Origin of the sequence: Halomonas sp. (genome assembly GCF_052095765.1) — a bacterium.
In the GTDB taxonomy this organism is placed as follows: domain Bacteria; phylum Pseudomonadota; class Gammaproteobacteria; order Pseudomonadales; family Halomonadaceae; genus Halomonas.
The window spans coordinates 1-17,777 of sequence record NZ_JBQDJZ010000057.1 but is presented as its reverse complement, the minus strand read 5'-3'; the positions used below and the strand labels follow the sequence as shown (position 1 = coordinate 17,777).

Genomic DNA, 17,777 nt, shown 5'->3' with positions numbered 1-17,777 from the left:
AGAACCGCTCGCACGGTTCGGAGGGCGGGGAGGCAAAGCCTTCCCGACCCCTATCGAAAACCGGTGCATGTCGTTAGACAGCGATGGCGGCGCAGGCGCTTGGGTGAAGGCATGAAGTTCAGGCAGGCTGGTTTCTTGGGCATAGAGGAGGTCTTGAATGCTGCGTTTTTTGCACACGGCTGATTGGCAGATTGGCCGTCAGTATTCGCGCTTTGCGGCCGAGGATGCGGCGATGCTGGCGGATGCGCGCTATGTGGCGGTGGAGCGCCTGGCGCGGCTGGCCGCTGAGGAGCAGGTGGGTGCGGTACTGGTGGCGGGTGATATTTTCGATGCTCAGACGCTCAGTGATCGCACTCTGCATCGCACCTTTCAGGCCATGAGTGCCTATACCGGCCCTTGGGTCATGCTGCCGGGCAACCATGATGCTGCGTTGGCGGAGAGTATCTGGAGCCGTGCTGAGCGTATTGGGGCTATGCCGGACAATGTCCATCTACTCATTACACCTGAGGTGTGCGTGCTGGACGACACGGGTATGGCCATCCTGCCGGCACCACTGACCCAGCGCCAGACCCATGACGATCTCACTGCCTGGTTTGATAGCGTCGATACCAAGGAAGGGCTGGTACGTATCGGTCTGGCCCACGGAAGCGTGGAGGGCCAGCTGCCCGAGTCGGCCGACTCGCCCAACCCCATCGCCGCCGACCGCGCCAGTCGTGCGAGCCTTGACTACCTGGCGCTGGGCGACTGGCATGGCCTCAAGCAGATTGATGCGCGCACCTGGTACAGTGGTACGCCGGAGCAGGAACGTTTCAAGGACAACGGTGCCGGTCAGGCGCTGCTGGTCGAGATTGATCACCCCGGGGCCGAGCCGCGGGTAATACCCCGAGCCATCGGCCAGCATAGCTGGTATCAGTGGCGGCGCAGCTTGGCGGTAGCGTCTGATCTTGATGCGCTGCTTGATGAGCTTGGGGCGTTGCCAGCCATGTCGGTGGTCGACCTCACCTTGAGCGGCGAGCTGGACCTTGCCGGTCAGCAGCGCCTTGAGCAGGCGCTGGGTGCTGCCGCCGGGCGCCATCGCAGCCTGCAGGTGCATCTGGCCGAGCTGGCACTGGTGCCAACGGCGGAAGATATCGCCACGCTTCGCGCCGACGGCTACGTGGGCCATGTGATCAGCGAGTTACAGCAGCGTCAGGAAGGTGACGATGCACAGGCTGACACCGCCCGCCAAGCGTTGGGCATACTGGCTGGTCTACTGCGTGACCAACGGCCAGTGTCCGGTGCAGCGGAGGAGCAGTCATGAAGCTGACACGTGTTCGTGTTGAATATTTCCAACAGTTTCGCACCCCGCTGGAAATCAACGACCTTGATGCCGGCATCAACCTGTTTGTTGGCCCCAATGAGTCCGGCAAGAGCACCTTGGTACGTGCCATCCGCGCGGCATTTTTCGAGCGTTATAAGACCGGCACCCTTGTTGACCTGCAGCCCTGGGGCGACTCCTCGGCGGCACCGGAGGTGTTGCTGGAATTTGACTGGCAGGGCAGTCGCTGGACGCTGAATAAGCGCTTCCTGCATCGCCAGCGCAGCGATCTCACCAGCGGCGGTGAGCATTATAGCGGCGATGAGGCTGACGACCGTTTGGCCGAGCTCTTGGGTTACGACATTCCTGGCCGTGGCGCCAGCAAGGCCGAGCATTGGGGTATTCCTGGCCTGCTATGGGTGGAGCAGGGCGCCGTTCAGGAAATGCACGAGTCGGTGGGCTACGCTGGCGAGCACCTGCAGTCGGCGCTTAGTCAGACTTTCAGCCAAAACCAGAACCAGAACCAAAACGTTGATCAAGCCCTGGGCGACGCCATGGGCAGTATCGCTAGCAGCGGTGGTGATGTGTTGATCGCCCAGGTAGAGCGCGAGCGTAGCAAGTTGCTCACCGGCACCGGCAAGCCCACCGGCGAGCTGCGTGACGCTCAGCACCAGTGTGAAACCCATGCCGCCGAGCTAGCCAGGCTTGACGGGCAGGTCGATCAGTACCATGAGCGCGTTGATCGCTTGGGCGAACTGCAGCATCTACAGAAAGACATTGATGCGGCGCGACCCTGGGAAGAACAGCAGGAAAAAGCCAAGCTCGGCCGGCAGCAGCTGGATGAAGTGCACAAGCTGCAGGAGCTCCAGTTGCAGCAGCATCGCGAGCTGGAAACCTGCCAGCGCAACCAGCAGATATACCGTCAGCAGCTGCAGGATTTTGAAAACCAGGCCCGCCAGCTTGAAAAACGCCACCAAGACCGCCAGCAGGCCCAGCAGCAGCTGGCGCAGCACGAGACTCGCAGTGCCCCGGCAAAGCGGCGGGTACAGGAAGCCAATGCGGCCTATGAGAAGGCGGAGCAGCTGCTCAAGGCTTCCCGCAATCTAGCCCGTCGCCAGTCGCTGGAGCAGGATTGCGCCCGTCTGGCGAAAGACATTGGCCAGTTGGCAGACAGTCTTGAGAAAGCCCGCGAGCTGACTGCGTCCCGGCAGTATCTGGCTGAGCAACACCAAGCCTGCCGGGTGGACGAGAAAAGTCTGGCACGGCTTAAATGGCTGGAGGTAGAGCTCAGCAAGCTGACCATTCAGCAGCAGGCGCTGGCTACCCGGCTGGGCTATTTGCTGGAAGAGGGCCAGCAGCTGATGCTTGATGATCGGCCGTTGAGTGGATCAGGTGAGGCATTGCTGTTGGAGCCCGGCGAGATTCGGATTCCTGGCATCGGTGCTCTGACCATCAAGCCCGGTGGCACCGATGTTGCCGAGCTGCACCGTGATCAGCAGCGCCTTACTGCTGAGCGTGATGACTTGCTGCAGCGGCTGGGCGTCAGCGATCTGGCCAGTGCCGAGACGCAAGCCAGTCGTGCCACACAGCTCGAACAGCAGGTACAACAGCACAAGGCGCAGCTGGAAGGGTTGGCACCTGGCGGAGTAGAGGCGCTGGAAAGCCAGCATCACCTGGCCGAGCAGCGCCGCGAAGCGCTGGCCGCTGAGCTCGATCAGCTGCCAGCAGCACGGGAAGGCATGAATCTGCCTGATGAGGCTCAGGCCCAGGTCGCTCTGGAAAATGCTGCACAGCAACTTAAAGCTGCTGAGCACGCGGCAGCGCAGCATGCCAGTGCGTTGAGCCTGGCCCGACAGGCACTGGCGAGTGCTACCGCTGAGTGGCAGCGCCTGCAGGATGACATCAGCGCGCCGGACCGCAAGCAGCGCAAGGAACAGGCCAGCAATACGTTGACGGATCTCAATGCCGAGGCCCAGCGGCTGGAAACCTCGCTGAAACAGCGTCAGCATGCCATTGATGCTGCCAATCCCGAGGTGCTGGAGCAGGACGTGAAGCGCTTTACTCGGGCCGCCGAGTCCATGCAGCAGCAGGCCGCAGCGCGCGCTACTGAGATCAATGATCTGCAGGTGCGGCTGGACACGCTGGGTGCCCAGGGGCTAGAGGAAGCACGCGAAAACACCCGCCAAGAACACCAGCGTCAGCAGCGCCGCCATGCTGAGCTGAGGCGTCGTGCCGACGCGCTGAGCCTGTTGCTTGATCTGCTGAAGGCCGAGCGCCAGGCGGTCACCCGCCGTTTGCAGGCGCCGCTGCAAAAGCACCTCAATCGCTACCTGAGGCTGCTATTTCCTGGCGCCGAGCTTAGTGTGGATGATGATCTGAGGCCCAACACCCTGATTCGTCAAGGTGGCAGTCAGCCGCAGCGGGACGATCTGGACGCGCTAAGTTTCGGCGCTCGCGAGCAGATGGGCCTGATCACTCGTCTGGCCTACGCTGATCTGTTGCAGGAAGCGGGGCGGCCTACTCTGATCATCCTTGATGATGCGCTGGTCCACTGCGACCAGGTGCGCCGTGAGCAGATGAAGCGCATTCTGTTCGATGCCGCCCAGCGCCATCAGATCTTGTTGTTCAGCTGTCATCCGGAAAACTGGCAGGATCTGGGCGCGGTACCCCGGGACATGCATTCGCTCAAAATGACCAGTGACGCAACCGGCTGATGCGGTTCAGCGGCCGTGTTTCGCTATTCGCTATTCGCTGTCGTTAGGGCGCGTGGTCAGTCTGGCTGGCGTTGGGCGTTCGGCGACATCGAGAGTGACATCCAGGCGCTCGCCTCCGCGCACGATACTGATTGGAATCTGGGTGCCTGGTTTGACGGCGGCGATGTCGGTCATGGTGCGGTTGGGGTCGATTGTTGACCGGCCATTGATTTCTAACACGATATCACCGGGCATCAGCCCGGCCTGGTCGGCCGGGCCGCCGGGGGCAACGCCGGCGATGATGACACCAGCAAGGGATTCCAGGCCAAATGAACTGGCCAGTTCCGGGTAGAGCTCCTGGGCTTCAATGCCCAGCCAGCCGCGAATGACCCGGCCTTGGGTGACGATTTCTTCCAGGATACTGCGCGCCAGGTTGGTGGGAATGGCGAAGCCGATGCCCTGCGAGCCGCCGCTACGCGAAAAAATGGCCGTATTAATGCCCACCAGGTTACCTTCAGGGTTGATCAGTGCACCGCCTGAGTTGCCGGGGTTGATGGCCGCATCAGTCTGGATGAAGTCCTCATAGGCGGTCAGGCCCAAGTGGTTTCGTCCGGTGGCGCTGATGATGCCCATGGTGACGGTCTGGCCAAAGCCGAATGGGTTGCCAATCGCCAACGAAATGTCGCCCACGGCGCTTTGCGAGGAATCTGTCAGCTCAATCACTGGCAGGTTATCAAGATCAATGCGCAGCACCGCCAGGTCGCTTTCCGGATCGGTGCCAATGACTTCTGCTAGGGTTTCACGGCCGTCGCGCAGGGCGACCTGAATCTGATCGGCATCGTTGACCACATGGTGGTTGGTCAGCACGTAGCCGTCTTCGCTGACAATGACGCCAGACCCCAGGCTGGAAAGCATGCGTTGGCGCCCAGGTGGGTCTTCGCCATAAAACTGCTCAAAGAAAGGGTCTGACAGCATGGGGTGCGACTTGCGTTCGACCTCCCGTGATGAGTAGACATTGACCACCGCCGGGGCGGCTTTTTCTACCGCTGCGGCATAGCTGACGGGACCCTGGTTGCGATCGATCGGCGGCGCTTGATGCAGCTCGAGCGCGGGGCGGGATGTCACCTCCTTGCTCAGCGTGTCGGCGGCCTGCTGTGCTGGGTCGCTTATTCTGGGAGGCGTCACCTGTATTTGGGGTTGTGGCTCAGGGGCTTGACGTCCAAGCAGGGCAGGGAAGGTGTTGAGCAATACCACGGCAATCAGCAGGCCGATAAGGACGGGCAACAGGTAAGAGAGGGCGCGTTGCATTCGCGGTATTCCTTGTTACTGCGGGTTGGGTAACGCAGCTTAGCCAGGCGTGTTCTGGCCAGGCGTATGCGCTGTGCCCGAAAGGGGCGGGTAGAATGCCGCTAGTAATTGGCGCTGACCTATTGCGCCAAGTGTAACATTTTCATCTCTGATTGCGTCTGGAGGCATGATGATCAGCTGTGAGGAATTAGTGGCCGCTTGCAACCGACGGCTCAGCCCTGAGCGCTTTCAGGACTACACCCTAAACGGTCTTCAGGTTGAAGGCCGTCAGCGGGTGAGCCGTGTGATGAGCGGGGTGACCGCCTGTCAGGAGTTGCTGGATGAGGCGGTCGCCTGGAAGGCGGACCTAGTGCTGGTGCACCACGGGTATTTCTGGAAAAACGAGCCGGTGGCGGTCACTGGCATGAAGCGCCGGCGGCTGGCTACTTTGCTGAACCATGATATCGGTCTGTTGGCCTATCACTTGCCGCTGGATGCGCATCCTGAGCTGGGTAATAACGTCCTGCTTGGCCAGCACCTGGGCTTTGAGGTGGCGGGCTGCCTGGATGACGACACGGGGCTTGGGCTGCTTTGGCACGGAGAGTTGTCTACGCCAATGTTGCCAGGAGACCTGGCGACGCTGGTAAGTGAGCGTATGCAGCGTACACCACTGCTGATTGAGGCGCCCCAGGGCCATGAGGTTCGGCGTATTGCCTGGTGTACGGGCGGCGCTCAGGACATGATCACTGCTGCCGCCGAGGCGGGCATGGATGCGTTCATTTCCGGCGAAATTTCTGAGCGTACTACCCACCTGGCCCGCGAGCTGGGGATTCATTACCTGGCTGCAGGTCACCATGCGACCGAGCGTTTTGGCGCCCGTGCGCTGGGGCAGTGGTTAGGCAAGGAGTTTGGCGTTGAACACCGGTTTGTGGATATCGATAATCCGGCCTGAGCCGTTATCAAGCCACTATCTCAGTCTGCCTATGTCTGCGACAGGCCGTCCCTGTGGCTGACCATCACTGCCTTGGCGGGCAGTGATGGTTGCTCAGCTAATTCGGCTATTGATGCGCTGCTGACCTGAGAAGAACTCAGGATCAGTGGCTGGCAGGTTGTTGGGTGTTTTCGGCAGGCTGCTGCTTGAGCCCGAAGTCTTCCGACAGGGTGCCGCTGTTGCCTTCGGCGTAGTCGCGTGGCCTGTACAGTTCGGCTTTTTTGCTGCGGGTTTCCGCGGCTGTCGCCAAGTCGGCTGGCGGCTCCATGCCCAGGCAGGTGCCAGCATCATTGACTTCCTGCAACAAGGCTTGGCTGTCCTGGTTGAGCTTCTGAGCCATGCTGGCCAGGCGCTCGACGTGGCCACCCAGGCCTGAGCGCACTTCGTTGAGCTGGCGTTCCTTTTCGGCAAGACGCTGGCGCAACAGCTGGGACTGGCGAGCGCCGGAGCCGAGCAGGTGATATCCCAAGGCACCGATGCCGCTGCCAGCAACGAGGCAGGCGATGATCAGCACAAGATTGATGTTGCTTGCTTCCACGATTTACTCCTGAGGTGCGGTCGCAGTGCCCACGGGGGCAGTCGGCGAACTCTGGTCAGTCGACTATATCCGACCGGCTATTATAGTGCCGACCCTGGCAGCAGGGTCAACGCCGAATGAACGATGCGAAGGGCGGGCAGGGAGCGTATGATATGTGCTTTTTGAAGCAATGAGCAGGGTCGGCTTTAATGAATAATAGTGTGAGCTCGGAGGCTTCGGCGATACATCGCCCTTTGACACCTCGTCAGCGTTTCGAGGCAGATCTGGCACGGGATGGTTTTGTGCATGATGCCGCTCAGGCGAATGCGGTTGATCACCTCCAGCGACTGTATGACGAGTTGCTCGCCGCGCCACATGAAAAGAAAAAGGCGAGCGCGCCTTTGCGGCCGGTGAGGTCGCTGATGCGCAGTTTTCTGGGTCAGCGTCAACACAGTGAGGCGGCTGAAGAGTCGCGGCTGCCAGCGATTTCGGGGCTGTACTTCTGGGGTGGCGTAGGGCGCGGCAAAACCTATCTGATGGACTGCTTTTATGAGTCGTTGCCGTTCGAAGACAAGATGCGCACCCACTTTCACCGTTTCATGCAGCGCGTCCATCTTGAGCTTGAAAACGTCAAGGGCCAGCACAACCCACTGCAGCTGGTGGCACAGCGCTTTGCCGAGGAAGCTCGGGTCATCTGTTTTGATGAGTTTTTCGTCAGTGATATTACCGATGCGATGATTCTGGCCAATCTGCTGGAGGCGCTGTTTGCTCGGGATGTGGTGCTAGTGGCGACTTCGAATATCGAACCGGCCGACCTTTATCGTGATGGTTTGCAGCGCACGAGCTTCTTGCCAGCCATTGCGCTGCTTGAGAGCCACTGTGAGGTGGTGAACGTTGACTCCGGCGTGGACTATCGGTTGAGGGCGCTTGAGCGGGCGAGGATCTTCTATTCGCCGCTGGATGAGTCCGCAGAACGCGAAATGGCGCGCAGCTTTCAGGAAGTAGCCGGTACAACAGGTCAGCGGGAAGCGGAGCTCGAGATCAACCACCGCAAGATGCACGCGCGTCGGCTGAGTGATGATGTGGTGTGGTTTGAGTTCAGAGAGCTGTGTGACGGGCCGCGCAGCCAGAATGACTACATTGAGCTGGCTCGCCGCTTCAACAGTGTGCTGGTCTCGAATGTGCCGCGCATGAGGGCCGGTCACGACGATCAGGCCAGGCGCTTTATTGACCTGGTGGATGAGTTCTATGATCGGGGAGTCAAGCTGCTGATGTCTGCGGAGGTTCCGGTCGACCAGCTGTATGCCGATGGGCGGCTGGAGTTCGAGTTTCAGCGTACGTTGTCACGGCTGCTGGAAATGCAGTCGCACAGCTACCTGTCGCAGCCGCATAGACCCTGATGCGCCGGATGCCAGGGAAGTGTCTGGTGATAGGTGATATGTCATTGCTCAAGGCCGGGCGTTAATGTAGAATGCGCGCTCGCTGTACCGTTGCCGTGACTGACGTTGTTAGTTTTCACTGGCAACCAAGAAAAATAGGGATGGTCCCGCCATTTACGGCGTAAGGACCCAATGCATTATTTCTGGTGATTCACACATGAAGACGTTTACTGCAAAACCGCAGTCCGTCCAGCGCGACTGGTACATCGTCGATGCTGCTGACAAGACGCTCGGTCGCCTGGCGACTGAAATTGCCCGCCGCCTGCGTGGCAAGCACAAGCCGGAATATACTCCGCACGTTGACACTGGCGATTACATCGTCGTGATCAATGCCGAGAAGGTTAAAGTTACTGGCAACAAAACCAGCGACAAGATGTATTACCGCCACACCGGTTATCCGGGTGGTCTGCGCTCCATGAGCTTTGAGCAGCTGATCGATCACGCCCCAGAGCGCGTTATCGAGACTGCGGTCAAAGGCATGCTCCCCAAGGGGCCGCTGGGTCGCGCCATGCATTCCAAGCTGAAGGTGTACGCTGGCAGCGAACACCCGCATACCGCCCAGCAGCCACAAGCACTGAACATCTGAGGGAGTCTTCGCCATGTCACAACAGTATTACGGTACCGGACGCCGCAAGACTTCTACTGCGCGCGTCTTTCTGAAGCCGGGTTCCGGCAAGATCATTGTCAATAATCGTGAGCTTAACGATTACTTTGGCCGCGTTACCGGTCGGATGGTGGTGCGTCAGCCCCTCGAACTGACTGAAACGTTGGAGCAGTTTGATGTGTATGCCACTGTCAAAGGTGGAGGCGGCTCCGCCCAGGCGGGCGCTATCCGCCATGGCATCACGCGTGCACTGATGGTGTACAATGAGGACTATCGTGCGCCGCTGCGTGAAGCGGGTTACGTCACTCGTGATGCGCGTGCGGTTGAGCGTAAGAAAGTTGGTCTGCGCAAAGCACGTCGCCGCCCACAGTTCTCCAAGCGTTAAGTACCCGTTACGCCACGCTTTGGAAAAACGCCTGGGTCTTGGACCTGGGCGTTTTTTTGTTAAAGCGTGTCATGGAACAAGGATTTAGTCGTAATGGGCTGACTTCACCTTGTGCCAGGCGGCGCGTTTTTTTACCATACATGGCATTTGAAAATCCGTGATCGTGAGCAGCCGGACGTTTGTGATCAATAACGGGTAAGCTGATGGGAGAAACCTGAAGATGGCAGATAACGGCGTGAACAAAGGCCGACGCCGCTTCCTCGTTGGGGCCACTACCGTAGTAGGTGCGGTAGGTGCCGTGGGGATAGCGGTACCCTTTGTAGCCTCTTGGCAGCCTAGTGCTAGGGCAAGAGCAGCGGGAGCCTCCGTCAAGGCGGATGTCTCCAAACTGGAGCCGGGACAGCGCATGACCGTGGAGTGGCGTGGCCAGCCTGTCTGGGTGTTGAACCGCTCAACGGAAATGATTGAGCGCACTGAGGCACTGACTGGCAACTTGTTGGCTGATCCGGATTCGGAGGTGCCACAGCAGCCGACCTATATTTCGGGTCCGATGCGTTCGATTAGGCCTGAGTTAGGTGTGATCATCGGTATTTGTACCCACTTGGGCTGCTCGCCGCTGTTCAAGCCTGAGCCTAATGCGACAGACGTGGGAGCCAGTGATTGGCCTGGTGGTTTTTTCTGCCCCTGCCATGGCTCGCGTTTTGATCTGGCTGGAAGAGTGTTTGTCAACGTACCGGCGCCAACCAATCTGGTCATCCCGCCGTATCGTTACGAAAGCGATGCTGTCATCGTGATCGGTGAAGACGAGGAGGCTGCTTGATGGCTAATCCCAATAAGGACAAGGCGGAGCGTGGTCTGATGCGCTGGGTCGATGACCGCTTCCCGGCTACCCAGATGTGGAACGACCATCTGGCGAAGTATTACGCACCTAAGAACTTCAACTTTTGGTATTTCTTTGGTTCGCTGGCGCTGCTGATGCTGGTCAACCAGATACTGACTGGTGTTTGGCTCACCATGAGCTTCAACCCTTCCGCTGAAGGGGCATTCAACTCTGTTGAATACATCATGCGCGATGTGGAGTGGGGCTGGCTGATCCGCTACATGCACACCACAGGCGCCTCTGGCTTCTTTATCGTGGTTTACCTGCACATGTTCCGCGGCATGCTGTATGGCTCCTACAAGGCGCCACGCGAGCTAGTGTGGATCTTCGGGATGGCAATCTATCTAGCGCTGATGGCGGAAGCCTTCATGGGCTACCTGCTGCCTTGGGGTCAGATGTCCTACTGGGGTGCTCAGGTTATCATTTCGCTGTTCTCGGCGATTCCTGGCATTGGCCCTGATCTTGCTCAGTGGGTGCGTGGTGACTTCCTGATTTCAGGTATCACCCTGAACCGCTTCTTCGCCCTGCATGTCGTGGCCTTGCCTATCGTGATTCTGGCTCTGGTGGTGCTGCACATCATTGCGCTGCATGAAGTCGGCTCCAACAACCCTGATGGCATTGATATCAAGAAGAAAAAGGACGAAACCGGCAAGCCGTTGGACGGCATTCCGTTCCATCCTTACTACACAGTTAAGGATATCGTGGGTGTTGCGGTCTTCCTGTTTGTTTTCAGTGTGGTGATCTTCTACTTCCCTGAGGGCGGTGGGTATTTCATCGAGAAGCCGAACTTTGAACCGGCCAACTCCATGAAGACGCCAGACCATATTGCCCCGGTATGGTACTTCACACCTTTCTACGCGATCTTGCGCGCGATAACGTTCTCGGTGTTTGGCCTGGATGCCAAGTTCCTTGGCGTGGTCTTCATGGGCGCGGCCATTGCGGTGCTGTTTGTGCTGCCTTGGCTGGACCGTAGCCCAGTGAACTCCATGCGCTACAAGGGCTGGATGTCCAAGGTGATGCTGCTGCTGTTTGCTGTTAGCTTCGTCATTCTTGGTGTGCTGGGTGTGTTGCCGGTAAGCGCAGGCCGGACCGTTCTGGCCCAGGTGTGTACCGTCATCTATTTCGCCTTCTTCGTACTGATGCCGATTTACACGCGGCTGGAGAAGACCAAACCCGTTCCGGAAAGGGTGACTGGCTAATGAAAAAACAACTGTTTGCACTGTTCTTTGCACTGGTGCCGATGGTCGGTTTTGCGGCCGGTGATAGCGTTCACCTCCAGTCGATGAAGCCTGACCTCTACGACAAGGCGTCGTTGCAAAGTGGCATGAAGATGTATGTCAACTACTGCATGGGCTGCCATTCTCTTAACTTTCAGCGCTTCTCGCGTGCTGCCGAGGATCTGGACATTCCCCAGAATCTGGTAGAAGAGAACCTGATCTTTGCTGAGTCGGTTGGCTACAACGATCAGATGCAGAACGCCATGAGCAAAGATGATGCTGAAAGCTGGTTTGGTGCACCGCCGCCGGATCTGTCGCTCATCGCGCGTCTGCGTGGGTCTGACTGGCTATATTCCTACCTGCTGAGCTTCTACCGTGATCCGTCGCGTCCCACCGGGGTCAACAACACCGTGTTCCCGCTGGTCGCCATGCCCAACGTGCTCGAAGAGCTGCAGGGCGTGCAGGAAATGGTTTGTGCTCCTTCAAGCAGACCGATCCCCGGGGCGGAAATTGATCCGCTGACCGGAAAGTATCAGTCATGCAGTACGCTGCAGGTCACGTCGCCAGGCAAGATGGATCCTGACGAGTTTCAGGATGCGATCTATGATCTCACCAACTTCCTGGCATATGCAGCTGAGCCTTCCAAGCTCAAAGCCCAGGCGCTGGGGCCCAAGGTGCTGATTTTTATCTTCATCTTTGGCGTTATTGCCTATCTTCTGAAGCGTGAGTACTGGCGCGATATTCACTGATTTTTGGTGAGTGCCAGTGAAAGAGAGGGCGCACGGCTCAGGTCGTGCGCCCTCTGCGTTCTTTATGTCGGTATGATTCCGGCGCTGCGTTGCACTTGACATGGCGTGTTATCATCTAGTACACGACCAGTTACGAGGATTTTTCCATGGGTGTAGTGGCCAAGCGGTCATCAATGATTTTTTACTCGGATTCTGAGGATCATTTAAGCCATCGGGTTCGGATCGTGCTTGCCGAGAAAGGGGTAGCGGTAGACATCATCGAGGTTGCCGATGAAAACCGGCCCAAGGAACTTGCCGACATCAACCCCTACAACAGCGTCCCTACGCTGTATGACCGTGACTTAGTGCTCTACGAGTCCAAGGTCATGATGGAGTATCTTGACGAGCGTTTTCCGCACCCGCCGCTGTTGCCAGTATATCCAGTGGCGCGCGCTCAGAGCCGTTTGTGGATTCATCGCATTGAGTACGAATGGTGCTCGCGAATGGAGAAGATACTCACCGGCACCAAGAAAGAAGCTGACAAGGCGCGAAAGGAGCTGCGAGAGAGCCTGACCGGAATCTCGCCAATCTTTGAAGAGCGGCCGTTCTTCATGAGCGATGAGTTTACCCTGGTCGACTGCTGTCTGGCCCCGGTGCTATGGCGTTTGCCGATATTGGGTGTTGAGCTTTCCGAGAGCAAGGCGAAGCCGGTGCTGGAATACATGGAGCGGATCTTTGAGCGCGAAGGCTTTCAGAGCTCGCTGACGGAATTTGAGCGTGAAATGCGTGTCTGAAACTGGTGTGCGGGCCATGATCTGAAACTGGAGAATGGTCTGGAAGTTGTCTGGGCAGCGTTCTTTTGCTGCCCATGCGGACCACTCACCAAGCCGGAGGAAGCAGCTGATGAATTCAAGTCGACCCTATATTGCCAGGGCGCTTTATGAGTGGCTTGTCGATAACGACCTGACGCCTCAGGTTGTTGTTGATGCCGAAATGGAAGGCGTCGAGGTGCCGCGAGACTTTGTGACCAACGGCCAGATAGTGCTCAATATCGGTGTGTCGGCGGTGGGTGAGTTTGAGATGAACAATGATGCCATTGTCTTCTCGGCCCGCTTTGGTGGGAAAGCGACCCGTTTGATGGTGCCTATGCAGGCGCTGCTGGCAATCTACGCGCGGGAAAACGGTGTGGGTATGGTGTTCGGCCATGAGCCTGAAATGCCGTCAGCCAAGCCTGATGCGGATGGCGCCAAACGTCAGCCGACCCTGGGGTTGGTGGGCGATGATGAAGCCGCCCAGGAAGAGCTCGAGGCCAGCGATGTCGGCAAGGATAGCGATGTCGATAAGAGCAGCGGCAGAAAAGAGAGCGACAACGCAGGCAAAAAAACAGGCCCGAAGCCCGGTGGGCGTCCTTCGCTGCGTGTGATCAAGTAAGCTGGCTGGCCAGTTAGGTAAGCCGTCTGCCAGGGCAAGATCAAAAGGCGTGAGGTGGCTGGTCATGTCGAAATACCAGAGCGTCAAGACGGTGCGTGAGAAGTCGCCAGGCAGGCTCTTAGCATAACAACCAGCATAAGAAAAAAACGGCAGATCATTAACTGATCTGCCGTTTTTTGATGACGCTCTGTGCCTCAGTTCAGGTAGTCAAACGCCTTGACTACGCGCTGCATGCCGCCAACGCTGGTCACCACATTAACGATATGGTCGGCCTGGCCACGGCTGACAATGCCCATTAAGTAGACGCTAGAGTTTTCTGTGATTACCCGCAAGCGACTGGAGTCAATGGAGTTATCGCTAGCCAGGGTGGCGCGTACGCGGGTAGTGATCCAGGTGTCATTGAGCCGCTGGCTAGCCGGCGAGTTGGCAGCCACGCTGAGCTCATTGAGTACCCGGCGCACATTGCGCACTTCGCTGGCTATCCGCTCCGCTTCCTGCCTGAGTTCTTCGCTGGGCACTTGGCCGGTCAGCAGCACGACGCCGTTGAAACTATCGACATTGATGTGTGCATCGGCCAGGCGTGCGTCGGTGCGCTTCAGATTGTGTTTGACTTTGACTTCGATAGAGTCGTCTTCCACCTTTGCACCGCGGGTCCGTTCGCCATAATTTTCGCTGACAACATCAGGGTTGCTGGCCGTGGTGATGGCCTCACAGCCGCCAAGGCTGATCAGCATGGTGGCAAGTGCAATAGCAAAAATATGTTTGGTTGACATGGGGTTACTCGCTTGTACCAAAAAGTTGTTCATCAATAAGGTCGCATAGACAGTGGATCACCAGCAGGTGGACTTCCTGGATGCGCGCTGTGGAGGTGGCGGGTACACGTATCTCACAGTCTTCCTGGCCGAGCAGGGAGGCCATGTTGCCGCCGTCGCGTCCTGTCAGGGCAACGACTGTCATTTCCCTGTCGTGGGCTGCTTGTATGGCCTGGATGACGTTTGCTGAATTGCCGCTGGTCGAGATGGCCAGCAGGATGTCGCCGGGCTGGCCGAGTGCGCGAATCTGTTTGGAAAACACCTCGTTATAGCTGTAATCATTGGCAATTGAGGTTAGCGTTGACGTATCAGTGGTCAGCGCCAGGGCTGGCAAGCTCGGCCGCTCACGCTCAAAGCGGTTCAGCAGTTCTGAAGAGAAGTGTTGGCTGTCGCCAGCGCTGCCGCCATTGCCGCAGGCAAGAATTTTGCCTTCATTGATCAGGCTTTGCACCATCATCTGGCTGGCTACTTCGATGAAGGGCGGCAGGACTTCGCTGGCATACGTCTTGGTGTCGATGCTGGCGTTGAAGTGTCCGAGAATGCGAGTCTGGAAATCCATCGTGGCTTCCTGGTCAGTGTGCGATCAGAACGCTTCGAAGGCGTTGGCTACCCACTCGAAGTGGAGCTGGTCTGGCGGGCCGGTGACGGCCAGCACATCGAAGCGGCAAAGGCATGATAGCCCGTTCCGGTGGAGATAAAAACGCGCCGCCTTGATAAGACGGCGCTGCTTCAGTGGCGTTATGGTTTCCAGCGGATGACCAAACCGGTTACTGGCCCGATGGCGAACCTCAACAAATACTAGAGTGTCGCCATCGTACATGACCAGATCTAGCTCACCACCTTTGGCATGCTGATTGCTTGCAACCAGCACCAGCCCTCTGGCAGTCAGCCATTGCGCGGCATATTGCTCGATGAGTGCGCCGCGCTGACGGGCATCAGAGGGCTGAGTCATCGGCGGTCTGGCCGTTTCCGTCGACAGTGCCAAATAGGCTGGTGTCAATGATTGGCCCCGGTATGCCGTTTTCAAAGCGGGCCCACGGCAGCTGGCGCTGAATACGGCCGTCGTGGTTGGCGCTCAGGCTGCCGGTGGCGCCCTGCAGCTGGCTGCCTGGAATTGCCTGGAAGTATGTCAAGTTTGAGCCAAGTTCATAGGCGTCAACGCCCATGGCCATCAGGCGCAGTAGCCCTGAGTCTGAGTTTTCACGCAGCTGACGGTAGCTCTCCGAGAAGGGTAGCGAGTCGATGCCGCCGGTTGCTGCTTCGGGAATCTGCCACGGAATATCAACAAACATGATGCCGTTGAGATCTTTGTCCAGGCGTGTCTGGACAGTTCCCTCGTGCAGGTGTGAGGTGGCATATACGGGCAGGTCGCTGGCGTTATAGTAGTTCAGGGTTGGCGGTACCTGGCGTGCATAGTCAGGCAGGGCCAGCAGGAACAGCATGTCAGACTGCGGTGAAGACGCTGCGCGACGGGTGCTCTCGGTGGCGGCGTTTGCCGGATTGTACTCAACTACCCGTGACACCTCGCCGCCGGCTTCCCGCCAGTTGTCGGCGAATGCCTCACCGACCCGGCGTCCCCAGCCGTTGTCAGGAACCAGCAACGCTGCGCTGTTGTGTCCGTCCTCACGTCCACGTCTGGCTGCCTGGCGAGCTTCATCTTCAGCGGACAGGCCGTACTGGTAAAGACCTTGGGCGCGGTTGCGATCGGCCTTGCCATAGTTGAGCGCCAGGGTGGGCAGCGGGACGCTGTCGCGTTGCTCCAGCGCGCTAACCTGGTCCTTGGACAGCGGTCCCAGCACAACTTGGGCGCCGGCAGCGGCAGCTTGCTGATACAGGCTGTCGAGGTTGTCGCCAGAGGCATCATAGAAGCTGAGGCTGGGGGCGCTCTGGCCGCTATTCATGTGCTGATCATGCTGTGTCTGGATGCCGCGCTTCAGCGCTTCGCTAACTTTTGCAAGAGGGCCTGATTCGGGCAGGAAAACCGCAATATGCGTGACATCCTCAATATCGAGATCGCGCAAGGCAGCAATATCGCTGGGCAGCTGGCGGGCTGCCGGGTGGCTGCCACGGCTTTCGCGCCAGCTGTTAATGTTGGCCATCAGCTGATCAATACTGCTGCTGCCGCTGCGGTAGGTGGCCACCAGCTCAAGCCAGCCCTGGGTCAGGTTGCTGTTATCGCTGCTGAGGCGGTCAAGATCGCCCGGTGACAGCTGTACCAGCTGCTCCCAGATGGCATCGTTGAGGTCTTCGCGCTCGGTGGCTTGCTGCAGGCGTAGAAATGCCGCAGTAGATTCCAGCGGCCTGTCAGTAGTGGCCAGTGCGCGACCAAGGCGCTCCAGCAGCAGGTTAGCCTGTTCCTGTGGCGGCTTAATCGTTCTGAGCAGCTGGCCTGCGCGGATGACGGCGTTAGGGTCGCCCTGGGTTTCACCCAGATCAGACAGCAACAGTGCCCAGCGCACGCGGTCGTCCTGGGAGAGCAGGGAGTCGTCGATGTTGCGCACGACGTCCAGCGCCTGCGGTCTGCGCTGCTGACGTGCTAGGATGTCTGCCGCGTCAAGGCGGGAACGTGCCGCCTGGCCGGGCTCCTGCTGCTCGGCTTGGCTAAGCAGCTGGTCCGGGTCCTGGTCAGGAAGGCGCTCGGTCATACTGGGTGCGATGCTGCAGCCAGAGATAAACAGTGCGGTCAGCAGGGCGCCGATAAAACCGCGGGTTGTTGTTGTCATTAGCCCTTTATTCATCCTATAGCCTTCCTTTATGCCGGGATTACATCATCAGGGAACCAAAATGCCAGACGCAGTCGAGGGGACATTGTACGTGGTCGCCACACCGATTGGGAATCTCGAGGATCTGTCGCCTCGTGCTGCCCGCCTGCTCGGCGAGGTCGCGCTGATTGCTGCTGAGGATACGCGCCATAGTGCAGGACTTTTGCGCCACCTGGGAATTCGTCGACCCATGCTGTCGCTGCATGAGCATAACGAGGCTGAGCGCGTTGATGGGCTTGATGCCAGGTTGCTGACAGGTGATGACATTGCGCTTGTTTCCGATGCGGGTACCCCACTGATCAGCGACCCCGGCTTTGTGTTGGTGCGCGAGTTGCGCCGTCGGGGACGCCTCGTTTCGCCGGTGCCAGGTCCTTGCGCTCTGGTAGCGGCACTTTCGGCAGCGGGCCTGCCCACAGACCGTTTTCTGTTCTCGGGCTTTTTGCCCGCCAAGGGAGGCGCTCGGCGCAAACGCCTTGGCGAGTTGGCCGAGCGTCAGGAAACGCTGGTGTTCTATGAGTCGCCCCACCGTATTCGTGCAACGCTGGATGATCTGGCCACGACGCTAAGCGAGCGGCGGGTGGTGTTGGCACGTGAGTTGACCAAACGCTTCGAGACGTTTCTTGATGGTACGCCTGCACAGCTGGCCGAGCGGCTTGGCGATGACCCGGACCAGAGCCGTGGTGAATTTGTGATTATGGTGGCAGGCGGGGAGGCTCAGGAAAATGTCGAGCAGG

Annotated in this window: 18 protein-coding genes; 12 read left to right on the top strand and 6 right to left on the bottom strand. The window is 58.6% G+C overall.

Going from position 1 to position 17,777, the window contains the following annotated elements; all coding sequences use genetic code 11:
• Positions 1 to 157: 157 nt before the first annotated feature.
• Complete coding sequence (locus ACTH3D_RS08595) at positions 158 to 1,300, top strand: metallophosphoesterase family protein (protein ID WP_441666654.1); 1,143 nt, start codon at positions 158 to 160, stop codon at positions 1,298 to 1,300.
• Complete coding sequence (locus ACTH3D_RS08590) at positions 1,297 to 4,011, top strand: AAA family ATPase (RefSeq protein WP_441666653.1); 2,715 nt, start codon at positions 1,297 to 1,299, stop codon at positions 4,009 to 4,011. The genes ACTH3D_RS08595 and ACTH3D_RS08590 overlap by 4 nt, the downstream gene beginning before the upstream one ends.
• A gap of 30 nt (positions 4,012 to 4,041) precedes the next feature.
• Here ACTH3D_RS08590 and ACTH3D_RS08585 read toward each other — a convergent pair whose 3' ends face one another.
• On the bottom strand, positions 4,042 to 5,298 hold the full coding sequence (locus ACTH3D_RS08585; RefSeq protein WP_441666652.1) for a S1C family serine protease: 1,257 nt from the start codon (positions 5,296 to 5,298) through the stop codon (positions 4,042 to 4,044).
• A 169-nt stretch (positions 5,299 to 5,467) separates the two neighbouring features.
• On the opposite strand from ACTH3D_RS08585, the gene ACTH3D_RS08580 reads away from it, so the two are divergent.
• Positions 5,468 to 6,229, top strand: a complete 762-nt coding sequence (locus tag ACTH3D_RS08580) for a Nif3-like dinuclear metal center hexameric protein (protein ID WP_441666651.1) — start codon at positions 5,468 to 5,470, stop codon at positions 6,227 to 6,229.
• Positions 6,230 to 6,371: 142 nt separating this feature from the next.
• On the opposite strand, the gene ACTH3D_RS08575 is transcribed toward ACTH3D_RS08580, so the two are convergent.
• A complete protein-coding gene (locus ACTH3D_RS08575; RefSeq protein ID WP_441666650.1) occupies positions 6,372 to 6,806 on the bottom strand; it encodes a YhcB family protein in 435 nt (144 codons plus the stop codon).
• Between the two features lie 188 nt (positions 6,807 to 6,994).
• On the opposite strand from ACTH3D_RS08575, the gene zapE reads away from it, so the two are divergent.
• From zapE to ACTH3D_RS08535, 8 genes are all read left to right on the top strand, one after another.
• Entirely contained in the window at positions 6,995 to 8,185 is a 1,191-nt protein-coding gene (zapE, locus tag ACTH3D_RS08570) for a cell division protein ZapE (protein WP_441666649.1), read from the top strand.
• Between the two features lie 196 nt (positions 8,186 to 8,381).
• The gene (gene rplM / locus ACTH3D_RS08565) at positions 8,382 to 8,810 is read left to right on the top strand and encodes a 50S ribosomal protein L13 (RefSeq protein WP_441666648.1); all 429 of its coding nucleotides are present in this window, start codon (positions 8,382 to 8,384) and stop codon (positions 8,808 to 8,810) included.
• Positions 8,811 to 8,823: 13 nt separating this feature from the next.
• Entirely contained in the window at positions 8,824 to 9,213 is a 390-nt protein-coding gene (gene rpsI / locus ACTH3D_RS08560; RefSeq protein ID WP_441666647.1) for a 30S ribosomal protein S9, read from the top strand.
• Between the two features lie 220 nt (positions 9,214 to 9,433).
• Positions 9,434 to 10,033: a ubiquinol-cytochrome c reductase iron-sulfur subunit gene (petA, locus tag ACTH3D_RS08555; RefSeq protein WP_441666646.1), complete on the top strand. Its 600-nt coding sequence runs from the start codon at positions 9,434 to 9,436 to the stop codon at positions 10,031 to 10,033.
• Entirely contained in the window at positions 10,033 to 11,292 is a 1,260-nt protein-coding gene (locus tag ACTH3D_RS08550; protein WP_441666645.1) for a cytochrome b, read from the top strand. The genes petA and ACTH3D_RS08550 overlap by 1 nt, the downstream gene beginning before the upstream one ends.
• Positions 11,292 to 12,059 (top strand): cytochrome c1, encoded by a 768-nt coding sequence (locus tag ACTH3D_RS08545; protein WP_441666644.1) that lies wholly within the window; start codon positions 11,292 to 11,294, stop codon positions 12,057 to 12,059. The genes ACTH3D_RS08550 and ACTH3D_RS08545 overlap by 1 nt, the downstream gene beginning before the upstream one ends.
• A gap of 146 nt (positions 12,060 to 12,205) precedes the next feature.
• Entirely contained in the window at positions 12,206 to 12,832 is a 627-nt protein-coding gene (sspA, locus tag ACTH3D_RS08540) for a stringent starvation protein SspA (RefSeq protein WP_441666643.1), read from the top strand.
• A 109-nt stretch (positions 12,833 to 12,941) separates the two neighbouring features.
• Positions 12,942 to 13,469 carry a ClpXP protease specificity-enhancing factor gene (locus ACTH3D_RS08535; RefSeq protein ID WP_441666642.1) on the top strand — a complete coding sequence of 176 codons (528 nt, stop codon included), beginning with the start codon at positions 12,942 to 12,944 and terminating at the stop codon, positions 13,467 to 13,469.
• Positions 13,470 to 13,663: 194 nt separating this feature from the next.
• Here ACTH3D_RS08535 and ACTH3D_RS08530 read toward each other — a convergent pair whose 3' ends face one another.
• The 4 genes from ACTH3D_RS08530 to ACTH3D_RS08515 are packed head-to-tail and all read right to left on the bottom strand — an operon-like array spanning position 13,664 to position 17,019.
• On the bottom strand, positions 13,664 to 14,242 hold the full coding sequence (locus tag ACTH3D_RS08530) for a BON domain-containing protein (protein WP_441666641.1): 579 nt from the start codon (positions 14,240 to 14,242) through the stop codon (positions 13,664 to 13,666).
• Between the two features lie 4 nt (positions 14,243 to 14,246).
• A complete protein-coding gene (locus ACTH3D_RS08525; protein WP_441666640.1) occupies positions 14,247 to 14,840 on the bottom strand; it encodes a phosphoheptose isomerase in 594 nt (197 codons plus the stop codon).
• Between the two features lie 24 nt (positions 14,841 to 14,864).
• Positions 14,865 to 15,233 carry a YraN family protein gene (locus tag ACTH3D_RS08520; RefSeq protein WP_441666639.1) on the bottom strand — a complete coding sequence of 123 codons (369 nt, stop codon included), beginning with the start codon at positions 15,231 to 15,233 and terminating at the stop codon, positions 14,865 to 14,867.
• On the bottom strand, positions 15,217 to 17,019 hold the full coding sequence (locus ACTH3D_RS08515) for a penicillin-binding protein activator (RefSeq protein WP_441666638.1): 1,803 nt from the start codon (positions 17,017 to 17,019) through the stop codon (positions 15,217 to 15,219). Before ACTH3D_RS08515 ends, ACTH3D_RS08520 begins: the two co-directional genes overlap by 17 nt.
• A gap of 46 nt (positions 17,020 to 17,065) precedes the next feature.
• On the opposite strand from ACTH3D_RS08515, the gene rsmI reads away from it, so the two are divergent.
• A partial coding sequence (gene rsmI, locus ACTH3D_RS08510; RefSeq protein ID WP_441666637.1) for a 16S rRNA (cytidine(1402)-2'-O)-methyltransferase occupies positions 17,066 to 17,777 on the top strand: 712 nt, incomplete at its 3' end.

Coding starts and splice junctions, on each gene's coding strand:
- ACTH3D_RS08595 (WP_441666654.1), top strand. CDS start 158: ATGCTGCGTTTTTTGCACACGGCTGATTGGCAGATTGGCCGTCAGTAT.
- ACTH3D_RS08590 (WP_441666653.1), top strand. CDS start 1,297: ATGAAGCTGACACGTGTTCGTGTTGAATATTTCCAACAGTTTCGCACC.
- ACTH3D_RS08585 (WP_441666652.1), bottom strand. CDS start 5,298: ATGCAACGCGCCCTCTCTTACCTGTTGCCCGTCCTTATCGGCCTGCTG.
- ACTH3D_RS08580 (WP_441666651.1), top strand. CDS start 5,468: ATGATCAGCTGTGAGGAATTAGTGGCCGCTTGCAACCGACGGCTCAGC.
- zapE (WP_441666649.1), top strand. CDS start 6,995: ATGAATAATAGTGTGAGCTCGGAGGCTTCGGCGATACATCGCCCTTTG.
- rplM (WP_441666648.1), top strand. CDS start 8,382: ATGAAGACGTTTACTGCAAAACCGCAGTCCGTCCAGCGCGACTGGTAC.
- rpsI (WP_441666647.1), top strand. CDS start 8,824: ATGTCACAACAGTATTACGGTACCGGACGCCGCAAGACTTCTACTGCG.
- petA (WP_441666646.1), top strand. CDS start 9,434: ATGGCAGATAACGGCGTGAACAAAGGCCGACGCCGCTTCCTCGTTGGG.
- ACTH3D_RS08550 (WP_441666645.1), top strand. CDS start 10,033: ATGGCTAATCCCAATAAGGACAAGGCGGAGCGTGGTCTGATGCGCTGG.
- ACTH3D_RS08545 (WP_441666644.1), top strand. CDS start 11,292: ATGAAAAAACAACTGTTTGCACTGTTCTTTGCACTGGTGCCGATGGTC.
- sspA (WP_441666643.1), top strand. CDS start 12,206: ATGGGTGTAGTGGCCAAGCGGTCATCAATGATTTTTTACTCGGATTCT.
- ACTH3D_RS08535 (WP_441666642.1), top strand. CDS start 12,942: ATGAATTCAAGTCGACCCTATATTGCCAGGGCGCTTTATGAGTGGCTT.
- ACTH3D_RS08530 (WP_441666641.1), bottom strand. CDS start 14,242: ATGTCAACCAAACATATTTTTGCTATTGCACTTGCCACCATGCTGATC.
- ACTH3D_RS08525 (WP_441666640.1), bottom strand. CDS start 14,840: ATGGATTTCCAGACTCGCATTCTCGGACACTTCAACGCCAGCATCGAC.
- ACTH3D_RS08520 (WP_441666639.1), bottom strand. CDS start 15,233: ATGACTCAGCCCTCTGATGCCCGTCAGCGCGGCGCACTCATCGAGCAA.
- ACTH3D_RS08515 (WP_441666638.1), bottom strand. CDS start 17,019: ATGAATAAAGGGCTAATGACAACAACAACCCGCGGTTTTATCGGCGCC.